Origin of the sequence: Salinicola avicenniae, assembly GCF_023736115.1 — a bacterium.
Taxonomy (GTDB): domain Bacteria; phylum Pseudomonadota; class Gammaproteobacteria; order Pseudomonadales; family Halomonadaceae; genus Salinicola; species Salinicola avicenniae.
In genome coordinates this window covers 563,453-574,532 of record NZ_JAKQZC010000005.1, presented here as the reverse complement: position 1 = coordinate 574,532, position 11,080 = coordinate 563,453, and the positions used below count along the sequence as shown (strand labels likewise).

12 protein-coding genes are annotated in these 11,080 nt (G+C 63.2%); 5 read left to right on the top strand and 7 right to left on the bottom strand.

From position 1 onward, the window contains the following. Positions 1–282 precede the first annotated feature (282 nt). A complete protein-coding gene (gene rlmM / locus MC381_RS14600; protein ID WP_251978472.1) occupies positions 283–1,356 on the top strand; it encodes a 23S rRNA (cytidine(2498)-2'-O)-methyltransferase RlmM in 1,074 nt (357 codons plus the stop codon). 23 nt (positions 1,357–1,379) lie between these two features. Next, positions 1,380–1,625, top strand: a complete 246-nt coding sequence (tusA, locus tag MC381_RS14595; RefSeq protein WP_251978471.1) for a sulfurtransferase TusA — start codon at positions 1,380–1,382, stop codon at positions 1,623–1,625. Positions 1,626–1,684: 59 nt separating this feature from the next. Here the strand turns inward: tusA and MC381_RS14590 are convergent, their stop codons facing one another. After that, a complete protein-coding gene (locus tag MC381_RS14590; protein WP_251978470.1) occupies positions 1,685–2,383 on the bottom strand; it encodes a hypothetical protein in 699 nt (232 codons plus the stop codon). A 71-nt stretch (positions 2,384–2,454) separates the two neighbouring features. Beyond that, positions 2,455–3,921: an MATE family efflux transporter gene (locus tag MC381_RS14585; protein ID WP_251978469.1), complete on the bottom strand. Its 1,467-nt coding sequence runs from the start codon at positions 3,919–3,921 to the stop codon at positions 2,455–2,457. Positions 3,922–4,031: 110 nt separating this feature from the next. On the opposite strand from MC381_RS14585, the gene MC381_RS14580 reads away from it, so the two are divergent. Beyond that, positions 4,032–4,610, top strand: coding sequence for an elongation factor P hydroxylase (locus tag MC381_RS14580; RefSeq protein ID WP_251978468.1), 579 nt, complete (start codon positions 4,032–4,034; stop codon positions 4,608–4,610). Here MC381_RS14580 and MC381_RS14575 read toward each other — a convergent pair. Together MC381_RS14575 and MC381_RS14570 are read right to left on the bottom strand one after the other, a co-directional pair. Then, positions 4,607–5,089, bottom strand: coding sequence for a hypothetical protein (locus tag MC381_RS14575; RefSeq protein WP_251978467.1), 483 nt, complete (start codon positions 5,087–5,089; stop codon positions 4,607–4,609). The two genes, MC381_RS14580 and MC381_RS14575, sit on opposite strands and share 4 nt — an antisense overlap. Continuing rightward, entirely contained in the window at positions 5,086–5,985 is a 900-nt protein-coding gene (locus MC381_RS14570) for a TatD family hydrolase (RefSeq protein WP_374708179.1), read from the bottom strand. The genes MC381_RS14575 and MC381_RS14570 overlap by 4 nt, the downstream gene beginning before the upstream one ends. A 126-nt stretch (positions 5,986–6,111) precedes the next feature. Between MC381_RS14570 and MC381_RS14565 the strand changes: the two genes are divergently transcribed. Continuing rightward, positions 6,112–8,049 carry an ATP-binding cassette domain-containing protein gene (locus tag MC381_RS14565; RefSeq protein ID WP_251978465.1) on the top strand — a complete coding sequence of 646 codons (1,938 nt, stop codon included), beginning with the start codon at positions 6,112–6,114 and terminating at the stop codon, positions 8,047–8,049. 45 nt (positions 8,050–8,094) lie between these two features. Here MC381_RS14565 and MC381_RS14560 read toward each other — a convergent pair whose 3' ends face one another. After that, complete coding sequence (locus MC381_RS14560) at positions 8,095–8,550, bottom strand: universal stress protein (RefSeq protein ID WP_251978464.1); 456 nt, start codon at positions 8,548–8,550, stop codon at positions 8,095–8,097. 190 nt (positions 8,551–8,740) lie between these two features. Here MC381_RS14560 and MC381_RS14555 point away from each other — a divergent pair, with 190 nt between their 5' ends. Continuing rightward, positions 8,741–9,265, top strand: coding sequence for a preprotein translocase subunit YajC (locus tag MC381_RS14555; protein WP_251978463.1), 525 nt, complete (start codon positions 8,741–8,743; stop codon positions 9,263–9,265). A gap of 59 nt (positions 9,266–9,324) precedes the next feature. Here MC381_RS14555 and slyA read toward each other — a convergent pair whose 3' ends face one another. Next, positions 9,325–9,777 carry a transcriptional regulator SlyA gene (gene slyA, locus MC381_RS14550; protein WP_251978462.1) on the bottom strand — a complete coding sequence of 151 codons (453 nt, stop codon included), beginning with the start codon at positions 9,775–9,777 and terminating at the stop codon, positions 9,325–9,327. A 77-nt stretch (positions 9,778–9,854) separates the two neighbouring features. Further along, positions 9,855–10,982 carry a DUF5924 family protein gene (locus MC381_RS14545; protein WP_251978461.1) on the bottom strand — a complete coding sequence of 376 codons (1,128 nt, stop codon included), beginning with the start codon at positions 10,980–10,982 and terminating at the stop codon, positions 9,855–9,857. Positions 10,983–11,080: the final 98 nt, after the last annotated feature.

Below are 11,080 nucleotides of genomic sequence, written 5' to 3'. Positions count from 1 at the left end.
CCTCCCCATGCGAGAGTAGGTCATCGTCAGGCATCTATACCGAACCCCAGCCAACCGGCTGGGGTTCTTCTTTTTGGGCACCCCGGTCTCGCCAGAGGCCGGGGTGTTCGCGTCTCCGGGCCGCGAAAACCCTATAAGCGAGAAAGCTCAAGCGGCTTCCGTGCCGGCAGACGACGCAGCAGTTATTCTTTGTATCGCTCGTCTCGAGGCCCGCATTCGGCAGCGCGACATGGTATCTTTCGACGCGCGTAATGAATTCTGATTGAAAAAGACGAGGCGAACTTGAGTCGATTGCCCAACGAGTGGCTGCTATATTGTCGCGCCGGCTTCGAAAACGACCTGGCCGCCGAGATTTCGGATCGTGCGGCGGCGCTAGGTGAGCAGGGCGATGTCGCGATGGCCGAGGCCAATAGCGGCTTCGTGCGCTGGCAGGCGGCGGACAATGAGCCGGCCAACCGGATACATCGTGCGCTGCCACTGCACTCGCTGGTGTTCGCACGGCAGTCGCTGGTCGCGTTTGCGCCCATCCTGCTGGATCGCGAGGATCGCCTCTCAGCTATCGCGGGTCTCGTGGCGGACAGCGGCTGGAACTTCGACTCGGTGTATCACGAAACGCCGGATACCAACGAGGGAAAACGCCTCGGGCGGCTGGCGAAGTCGCTCTCTCGCCCGCTGGAAAGCACGCTGAAACGCGCCGGTGCTCTGCGCCGCAAGGCGGGTGGGCGGCGCCTGCATCTCTTCTGGCTGGCCGGTGATCAGGTTCAGGTTGCGATGAGTTTCCCCGGGAATCGCAGCGATCATGCCGGTGGCGTGCTGCGATTACGTCATCCGTCAGACGCACCGAGCCGGTCGACGCTGAAGCTGGAAGAGGCCTGGCATACCTTTGTGCCCAAGGACGCCTGGGCTACACGGCTCACCGACGGCATGCAGGCCGTCGACCTGGGCGCGGCTCCAGGTGGCTGGACCTACCAGCTCGTGCGTCGCGGTATGTTCGTCTATGCCATCGACAACGGGCCCATGGACAAGGCATTGATGGCAACCGGCCAGGTCGAGCACCTGCGTGAGGATGGTTTCGTCTGGGAGCCACCGTATCGCCTTGACTGGCTGGTTTGCGATATCGTCGACAAGCCGATGCGCGTGATTGACATGGTGGAGCGGTGGCTCGTCAAACGTTGGTGCCGAGAGGCGATCTTCAATTTGAAACTGCCGATGAAACGGCGCTGGGCGGAAGTTAAACGGTGCCTGACGCGTCTGGAAACGGCGCTGGCTGATCAGCACGTCAGCGCGACCATCACGTGTCGGCATCTGTACCATGACCGTGAAGAGGTCACCGTGCATGTTCATCTGGGCGACTGAGACCCCAACGGAGAAGCCGTGTCATGAAGGATAGCGAACCTACCGAGCAGACAGCGACGCTCGATACGCGGGGACTCTATTGCCCCGAGCCGATCATGCTCATGCACAACCAGGTGCGTGACATGCGCTCGGGCGATCATCTGCTAGTGATCGCAACCGATCCGGCGACGACCCGGGACATCCCCAAGTTTTGCAGCTTTCTCGGCCATGAGTTGGTCGATCAGCGGCAGGATGGCGACGAATACCGCTATCGTATTCGCCTAGGGTAGGATGCTGGGTAAGTCACCGACCTTGTGAGACACGAGGTCGGTGACATGACAGCCTTCGCCTAACCGCCGCCGGGCATCACCATCAGCGCCAGCGCCTCGAGCGTCTCCGGGTCCTCATTGCGGATACGGTTGGCGATGCTGCGCTGGAAGAAGTAGAGCGTTCGATGGCGGGACCTACCGGGGTAGAGGCAGTCGTCGCCGGCAAGGATAGGCTGGGATTTGACGCGTCCGTCATCGACCAGCATGGCGTCGACCTCACCGTTGCTGTAGAGGTGCCAGCCGAAAATCTGCTTTAGCTGCCAAGGCTTGCCAGCTTCGTCCATGCAGAGCGCATGGGTGCCCTGCGTCTCCGGCAGCTGCTGGGTCAGCGTGATGTCCGAGGTTTCCTCGTAGTCGAAGTACGCAGCCGCGTGCTGGAGCTCCGCGATCTTGTGCTCGGGCGCCGTGTGAAAGATCTCCTGGGTTTCAGGATCGCGATAGCCGACAAAGTGACCATACTCCGGGTCATCCAGTTCATGACACGGGGCCAGCGTTTCCATCCACGGCACCAGCCCCACGACCTCGCTATCCTCCCGCAACCCCCAGGCCAGCAATGGCATGCCATAGAGCGTATCGGGGTCGGACGCGAGATAGTAAAGCATCTCCAGCCGGTCCAGTTCGGGCGACAGCCGCAGCAGTCGTTTTCTGGCCCTCAGACGGTGCCGCATTGTTTCCAGATCGATGATCTGCGCGGAGCGGGGGGAAAGTGGGACACCCATGGCTACCCTCCTGATCGGCAATGTCTAGGCTTGGACCTGCCGCCAGTATTAGCACAGGCATGAAGGGCCTGTTAAGCCCCTTCCTGCGTTGCCGCGGCTATCCGCCCCGATCGACCGAGGTTGCGTGCGCGTGTTCGGCTACAGTGCCAAAGTCGCCAGCCCAACAATAGCGCGGCACTGGTGAGCCCGGCGTTGAGTCCGATCCAGTAGCCATGCACCCCCAGCGGGGCCAGCAGTCCATCCATGCCGCGTCCGAGCAGGTGGCCACTACCCAGGCCGATGATCCAATAGGCAACCAGCGTGATGCCCATCACCATCCGTGTGTCCTTGTAGCCACGCAGGGCGCCGGCGAGATTGACCTGTAGCGAATCGGATATTTGGAACAGCATCGCCAGCAGGATCAGGGACATCGCCAGCGAGCTCACCGTCGTATCGTCGGTATAGAACGACACGACCGGGGCGGCCAGCAGCCAGATCAGCAGGCTGTTGAGCAGAGCCAGCAGGAGTCCGACGAACACGCCGTTCCAGGCAACGAAGGCGGCCCCGCGAGGATCTTCGGCGCCCAGTCGGTTTCCCACCCTGACCGTTAGCGCCATGCTTAGCGACAGCGGCAGCATGAACAGGATGGACGTCACGTTGAGCGCGATCTGGTGGGCGGCAACGGTGACTTCGCCAAGATAGGCCACCAGCAGGGTGACGACCGTGAATAACGTGACCTCGAAGAAGATCGCCAAACCGATCGGCAGGCCGAGATAGAGCAGTTCGCCGACTTCCCGCCAGCGGGGGAGGTCGGGGCGTGTCCACAGCGCGATACCGGCATAACGCCGACTGCGCCATGTGTAGAACATCATGCCCAGGCACATGACCCACATCGAGATCGCAGTGGCGACACCACAGCCGGTAGCGCCCATTGCGGGAAGCTGTCGCAGCGGTGCCGGCAAGGCGCTGCCCAATAGCGTCTCCAGCCCCGGGCCGCCGTAGATCAGCACGAAGTTGCTGGGGATGTTCACCGCCAGGCCCAACAGGCTGATCCAGAGGGTTGGCCGGGTCAGTCGCATGCCATCCGAGAAGGCGCGTAGGGCCTGGTAGATGGCGACGGCCGGAATGCCGCAGGCCACGGCGCTCAGATACCGGGACGCCGGGCCGGCGACATCCGTGGGGATCTCCATCAGCCGGAACACCGCCGGCGCGCCGGCCAACAATGCCAGCATGCTGATAAATCCCAGCGCCAGGGCGACCCACAACGTTTGATGTACCTTTGCCTTGACCCTGTCCAAGGCCTGAGCGCCGACCTGATAAGCGACGATCGGCGTGAGGCCCATCAGAGTGCCGGTCATCAACAGCATCAGCGGTACCCAGAGACTGGCCCCGACCGAGACCGCAGCCAGGTCGGTGGCGCCGGAGCGGCCCGACATGATGACATCCGCCGCACTCATGCCGGACTGCGCCAATTGCGCGCCCCAGATCGGCAGTCCGAGACGCAGCAGGCTGAATGTCTCCTGGCGGCAGCGGCGAAAGCGGGAAACGCTTGAGGTCATTGTCGACTCTTGACCGGATGGACGAGACGGCGAGTCTAGCAGGAGTCGACGGGCCGCGCTCGGCGCCGGCGGTCGATTTGCGTATACTCGCGACCATTCCGGGAGGCTGCATGAACCACGATATCGATGACCTGATCGCACTCTTCGACGGCGTTTTTGTCGAGACCTATGCTACGCGACTGGTGCGGGGCGACGATGAGCCTATCTACCTGCCGGCGGACGATGACCATCCCTGTCACCGGATCCTCTTCGCGCACGGTTTCTTTGCTAGTGCGCTCCACGAGGTCAGCCACTGGTGCATCGCCGGGGAAGCGCGGCGGCAACTCGAGGACTATGGCTATTGGTACGAGCCTGACGGTCGCGACATGCGTCAGCAGGCCGAATTCGAACGTGTGGAAGTGGCTCCCCAGGCGCTGGAATCGATATTCAGCGCGGCCTGTGTGAAGCCCTTTCGCGTCAGCGTGGACAATCTCGAGGGTGTGCCGGTTGATCGTGAGGCGTTCGCGGCCAAGGTGGCAGCGCGCGCCCAGCACTATCGCGACACGAGATTGCCGGCACGTGCGGATGCGTTTTTCGCGACGCTGGAAGCGTTCTACGTGAAGGGAAGGGCGCAGGCGGAAGCCATCGCGATCGGGCGCCAGCGGCTCCCGTCTGCGCTGTCAGTGGCGTCTGTCCCGGCGGGCGGCTAAGCGGCCGTTTCCGCCAGGCGGCGATGCAGATACAGCATCACCTGCACCTCATGCTCGGGTCGCAGAGGCTCGAGCCCCAGTTCGCCGAAGAGATCGTTGCGCGCACGCGACCATTCGCCGGGATCGAGATCAGGATAGAGGATATCGGCGGAGGTCAGCTCGACGAACGGGTCGACGCCAAAGTCGTCGAACATGCGCGACAGGGCGGCCTCGTCATCCTGTACGCCGGCAGTATAAAGGGTCTGGCTGAAATGGTCGTTCTCCAGCTCGCGCAGGACATCCAGTGGGCTGACGCCAAACTGGCGCAGTTCGTCGAGGTCGTAACCGCCCAGAGACAACAACTCCTCGTCGAGCCACTCGTCGTCGGGCTGGATCAGGGTGTGCTTGATCTGTCCGTTGGGTAGCGCCCAGGCGATGGCCACCGGCAGGGCGTTGTCCTCGCCCGTCTCTACCGCGATGAAACCGGGATATTCCGTCATTCGCCCGTGCCCTCCAGTCGAAAGAAACGTCTGGCCGTTCGGGTCGTGCTTTGCGCGACCTCGGTTTCCGATTCGCCTCGCCAATGCGCCAGCTCCTTGACTATCCAAGGTAGCAGAGCCGGTTCGTGTCGGCGCCCTTTGATCTTGGCTGGCAGATTGCGAGGCAGCAGATAGGGGCAGTCGGTTTCGACCATCAGGCGTTCGCTCGGAATGTCGCGGACGAACTCGCGCAGGTGGTGTCCGCGACGCTCGTCGCTCAGCCAGCCGGTCTGACCGATGTGCAGGTCGAGGTCGAGGTAGCCATAGAGCGTGTCGCGCTCGCCGGTGAAGCAGTGCACCACGGCATCCGAGAGGTGGTCGCGCCACTCGCGCAGGATCTCGAGCATTCGCTCCCCCGCCTCGCGCTCGTGAAGGAATAACGGCAGGCCGGATTCCGCCGCGAGCGCCAGTTGGGCCTCGAAGGCGCGCTGCTGGTCAGCGCGTGACGAGAAATCGCGGTGAAAATCGAGGCCGCATTCGCCGACGGCGACCACCCGAGGCTGCTGATGGAGCTCGCGCATTGTCGTCTCCATTGCTGGGTCCCAGTCGGCGGCATGATGCGGATGCAAGCCGGCGGTGGCGTAGAGGCCGTCGTGCCGTTCGGACAGCTCATGCGCGCGCAGGGAGCCGTCGCGATCAGCGCCGGTCACGATCAGTGCGGCGACGTTGGCCTGTCGTGCCCGCTCGAGGGTGGCGTCGAGATCGGCGGCGAAACTGTCATGTGTCAGGTTGGCACCGATATCGATCAGCGGTGCCGGGGCCGAGATACGCAGCGCATCCGGCAGTGGGGAATCCTGAGTTGGCGTGTCGCTCAAGCGGCACTCCTCTATCGCAATGGCGGAAAACGGAAAGGCCATATTGTAAGAGGGATGACGGGGCGGTGCAGCAAGCGACTGCGGTGGAACTTGAAGGACGCGGTACGGGGCTTGAAGAGCGCGGTACAATAGGGGGTATTCGCACATCCGACGATCGTGAGGTTTTCCGTGGCTCTGCTACGCCTTGAACAATTGCAACTCGCCTACGGGCATCATGTCCTGCTGGATGGCGCCGATCTGGTAATCGACAAAGGAGAGCGCCTGGCGCTCGTCGGCCGTAACGGCACTGGCAAGTCGACGCTGCTGAAATTGATTGCCGGAGAGAGCCAGGCGGACGACGGCCATATCTGGCGGGCCCCGGGGCTCAAGGTCGGCGTGCTGGAGCAGAGCCTGCCGGATGCCGACGAGGCGACCATCTTCGAAATCGTCGCTCAGGGACTGCCGGAGACCGGTGCCCTGCTGGCCGAATACCATCGGCTGATCGCCATGGACGCGCCGGATATGCGTCGCCTGGAGTCACTGCAGACACGGCTCGAAGCGCTCGATGGTTGGTCGTTCCACCAGCGTATCGATACCGTGCTGACGCGACTCGGACTGCCTGCCGAGACGCTCATGAGTGGTCTCTCCGGTGGCTGGCGTCGACGCGTTGCGCTGGCGCGGGCATTGGTCGCGGACCCGGATCTGCTGCTGCTGGACGAGCCGACCAACCATCTCGACATCGACACGATCGCCTGGCTCGAAGAGCAGCTCCAGGCCTTCGAGGGCGCGGTGCTGTTCATCACCCACGACCGTGCGTTCCTGTCCAAATTGGCCACCGCGATCCTCGAGCTCGATCGCGGCCGGCTCGGGCGCTATCCCGGAGATTACGCCACCTATCAGGCGCAGAAGGCGCATGAACTGGAGGTCGAAGCGCGCGAACGTGCGGAGTTCGACAAGAAGCTGGCCCAGGAGGAGTCCTGGATTCGGCAGGGGATCAAGGCTCGCCGGACCCGTAACGAAGGCCGCGTGCGTGCGCTGGAACAGATGCGCAGCGAGCGCTCGCAGCGCCGCGAGCGACAGGGCAAGGCGTCGTTCCAGGTCGAGAGTGGCGAACGCAGTGGCAAGCGGGTCGTCGAGCTCGACCGGGTCAGCCACTATTACGATGGCGAGTGCATCATCCGTGACCTGTCCCTTGAAGTGCAGCGCGGCGATCGCCTGGGGCTGATTGGGCGCAACGGTGCCGGCAAGACGACGCTGCTGAAGATCCTGCTGGGCGAGCTGACGCCGGACGAGGGCAGCGTGCGCATGGGAACGAATCTCTCAGTGGCCTATTTCGACCAGTTGCGAGCCGGGCTGGAACTCGACAAGAGCGTCTACGATAACGTTGCCCAGGGGAGCGACAAGGTCACGGTCGGGGGCAAGGACAAGCACGTCATCAGCTATCTGCAGGACTTCCTGTTCACGCCGGAGCGGGCGCGTCAGCCCGTCAAGGCACTTTCCGGGGGGGAGTCCAACCGCTTGCTGCTGGCCAAGCTCTTTACCCAGCCGGCCAACGTGCTGGTGCTTGACGAGCCGACCAACGATCTCGATGTCGAGACACTCGAGCTTCTGGAGGAGCTGCTGCTGGACTTCGAGGGCACATTGCTCCTCGTCTCTCACGACCGTGCCTTCATGGACAATGTCGTGACCGGCGTGCTGGCGTTCGAAGGCGATGGCGTGGTGCGAGACTATGTCGGCGGTTATACCGACTGGGTGCGTCAGGGCGGTAGACTGCCGCCGGCGCCGTGGGAAGTCAGCGAGGCGCAGAAAGCCGAACGCAAGGCTGCTGGCGATGCCGAAGGGAAGGCAAGCGATCAGAAGCGTGCGGGCGGCGAAGTGCAGGGCAGCGAGAAGCGTCGGCAGAAACTCTCCTACAAGCTGCAGCGAGAGCTGGACACGCTACCGGCAACCATCGAATCGCTCGAGGCAAAGATCGGCGAGTTCGAAGCGCAGATGAGCGATCCCGGCTTTTATCAGCAGGAGAGCGCAACGGTGACGGCCACGCTCGAGGCTCTGTCGGACACCCAGGCTTCGCTGGATCAGGCGATGGAGCGCTGGATGGAGCTCGAGGCGATGGCCGAAGGCTAAAGCGTTGACGCCTGCCGGTTTGGTCCGGCAGGCGGGGCCGGGCGGCTACTCCTCGGTTTCGCCATCCTTGCCGACGCGGACGGCCAGGACATCGCACTCGGCGCCGTGCAGCACGCCGGTGGATGTGGAACCGAGCAGCAGTGCAAAGCCGTGGCGACCGTGGGAACCGACCACGATCAGATCGATATCGTGCTCCTTGGCGAAGCGCTGGATCTCGGTATCCGGCATCCCGACGACAATATGTTGATCCTCGCGGGGGATGTCGTAAGGGTCAGCGATGTCCGCCAGGCGCTGTGTGGCATGCTCGTCGAGCTGATCCTGGATGCTGGTGAGATCCATCGGGATATCGCCGCCATAGGCAAACCCCAGCGGTTCCAGCGTATGCATGATCGAAAGCTTCGCCTGATTGCGGCGTGCGATGGGTATCGCCCGTTCCAGTACCTTGTGCGAATCCTTGGTCAGATCCACGGCAACCAGCACATGATGATATTCGTTGCTCATCGGGTAATCCCCCGTCCGGCGAGTGACATTGATAACTGTAGGCCCGGGCCCAGGGCGGCACAATGCTCTGTCGAGCGACATGCTGCCGCAGTCGATAATCGGTGATCGGATCGCGCGACGCAACGCGCCGTTACCGCTAGACTGCCGCGCTTATAGTGCGGCGCCTACTCTGGCTTGCTTAGGAGAGTTGATGAAAGTCCTGCTGTTCATGCTGTTGGCAGTCTTGCTGATGTTGTCGCCGATGATGTGGCTGCGCCCCAGCCGCGGCGAGTCGCTGCGAGGCAAGCTTCGTCATCACGTCAAGCGCCACGGCGGTGAGCTGAACTTTACCAAGCCGCCACTGGCCCTGCCGGATGTGCCTCTCGTGGGTTATCGGCTGCGCTATCCCGGGACGGCGCCCGGCACTGACTTCACGCTGGTACGCGATCGTGTCGCCAACGAGGCGCTGTCATCCGCGACGGACCAGTGGCGCTGGCGTCAGCCGCCGCTGCCTGCACTGGATGCCTCGCGGCTCGAGGCGCTCGAGGCCTGGCTGGATTCCTTGCCGGCCGATGCGCTGGTCGTTGAGTCGCACGAACACACGTTGTGCGTCTGGTGGCAGGAGGGGATGGAGTTGGCCAGATTCCAGCAGGATTGGGCAACGTGGTTGGCAATGCGGGATACCCTGGCGGGCAGTGGCAGGAAAAAGGCCGTGCCGGTCAACCCGGCAGGATAACGAGCCCCGTCCCTGGTGGCTCGTGAAGTGCGATCACGCGAGGTCTTTCGGCTTTCAGGCTAGCTCGCCTTGGCCTCCTCGGATTGACGCTGCAGGTCGAGGCCATTCTTCTCGATGCGATCGAGCATGCTCTCGAATTCGTCCATCTCCGCCTGCGAGAACCCGCGAAGCATTTCGCTGCGCGTCTCGTTGACGATGGTCTCGATCTTCTCGAGCAGCGGTGTGGCGTCATCCGTCAGGTAAAGACGCTTGGTCCGACGGTCGTCGGCGCAGGGCCGGCGCTCGATCAGATTCTGTTCGGCCAGCTGGTCCAGCGTACGTACCAGCGATGGCGCCTCCACGCCGATGGCACGAGCCAGGTCGCATTGCGCCTGTCCGCCGCCCATGTTGCGCAGATTCCACAGTGTCACCCAGCGAGTTTGGGTCAAGCCCAGCGGCGCCAAGCGTTCATCGATGACGGCACGCCAGAGCCTCGGAAGGCGTGCGAGTTTAAAGCCGATATGTTGTCCCATAGCGGATCACCTGGATCGTGAACGTCCTAACATTCTCCAAAGCACCGCAGGATAATGCAAGTCGATCCGGTCAACGATTAGTCTGAAGGTGACTTCCGGCCTGCGAGAAGGTGGCGAATGTTCCAACCGGGGATGCCTGGCGGGCGTTGAATCCGTCCATCGGCAGCCGACGCGTCATCGCCATCGGCCACGCGGAAGCGCACGCTACCGATCCGCTGCCCGGTCGCCGTTACCACATCGACCTGCCAGCTGCCGGCGGGATTGGCGGCGAAGTTCTGCTTGTGAGTCCAGGCACGATATCCCTGATCACGGCCGCCGTGAATGATGAGCGCGATCCGTTCGACCACGTCGCCGTCATGGCGCCAGACGTGATACACCTTTTCGCGCAGGCCGCGCGGCGCCCGAATCGCGGTGTAGACGTAAAGGCCGCGCGCCTGCAGGTTGGCTGGCGTCAGTGTCATTTCACCGCGCGGTGTCCTGGCGGACGTATCGAAGCCGGGGGAAAGCGCGCTGCCCGATAGCCACAGGGAGGCCGGCGGTATCCAGCCGCGCCCGGCCCAGGCGATACCGCCGAGAACGACCAGCAAGCCCAGCATGGCTAGCCAGCGCATCGCACCGGCCGGTTTCAGTAGCCCGACGAGACTCGGCAGGCTGAAGAACGTCATGGCGAGAATCGACAGCACCAGGCTCTCGCCGGTGGTCAGGCTCAGCATGATCGGCAGTGTCACCAGCATGACGACGAAGACGCAGAGGGCGTGCAGCAGAAAGTAGAGCCAGCGGTGCCGGTTCGAAAGCCCGAAGTAGAGCGGATCGAGGATCGCCAGCAGGGCACAAAGGATCAGTAGCCCGGTGAACAGTGCCTGCCCGCTCGTCCAGATGGTAGTCGCGAGAAAGAAAGGCAGACAGAAAAACAGGGTTTCCTGGTGCACCATCTGGGCAATGAATGTGGCCAGTGTCCGGGGTAGCCCGGCATCGCGACCGCGCCGGGAGAGCCATTTGCTGACGAGGCTCTCGGCGATCAGCAGCACCCAGGTCAGCAGTAGACCGATGGCCAGCACGGCACCCAACCACTGTTGGCGATCGACGAGGAAGAAGCCCAGAAGCCCAAGCACGAACGCGATCGGCGGCCAGAGCCAGAGGAATCGACGAACGCGAGCAATGAGGGGTTCCAGCCGAGCCAGGCGGGGGTGGGATGCTGCGTTCATCGCGGTGATCCTGTACGTCTGCGGGGTGCGGCCGCCGGAAGCTGCGTCAAAAACAGTCGCGGCATCGAGCGCGGGCCCATTCTACGCTGGAACGAGGC

Coding starts and splice junctions, on each gene's coding strand:
- MC381_RS14545 (WP_251978461.1), bottom strand. CDS start 10,982: ATGAACGCAGCATCCCACCCCCGCCTGGCTCGGCTGGAACCCCTCATT.
- MC381_RS14580 (WP_251978468.1), top strand. CDS start 4,032: ATGAACCACGATATCGATGACCTGATCGCACTCTTCGACGGCGTTTTT.
- MC381_RS14590 (WP_251978470.1), bottom strand. CDS start 2,383: ATGGGTGTCCCACTTTCCCCCCGCTCCGCGCAGATCATCGATCTGGAA.
- MC381_RS14575 (WP_251978467.1), bottom strand. CDS start 5,089: ATGACGGAATATCCCGGTTTCATCGCGGTAGAGACGGGCGAGGACAAC.
- MC381_RS14585 (WP_251978469.1), bottom strand. CDS start 3,921: ATGACCTCAAGCGTTTCCCGCTTTCGCCGCTGCCGCCAGGAGACATTC.
- slyA (WP_251978462.1), bottom strand. CDS start 9,777: ATGGGACAACATATCGGCTTTAAACTCGCACGCCTTCCGAGGCTCTGG.
- MC381_RS14570 (WP_374708179.1), bottom strand. CDS start 5,985: ATGGCCTTTCCGTTTTCCGCCATTGCGATAGAGGAGTGCCGCTTGAGC.
- tusA (WP_251978471.1), top strand. CDS start 1,380: ATGAAGGATAGCGAACCTACCGAGCAGACAGCGACGCTCGATACGCGG.
- MC381_RS14560 (WP_251978464.1), bottom strand. CDS start 8,550: ATGAGCAACGAATATCATCATGTGCTGGTTGCCGTGGATCTGACCAAG.
- MC381_RS14555 (WP_251978463.1), top strand. CDS start 8,741: ATGAAAGTCCTGCTGTTCATGCTGTTGGCAGTCTTGCTGATGTTGTCG.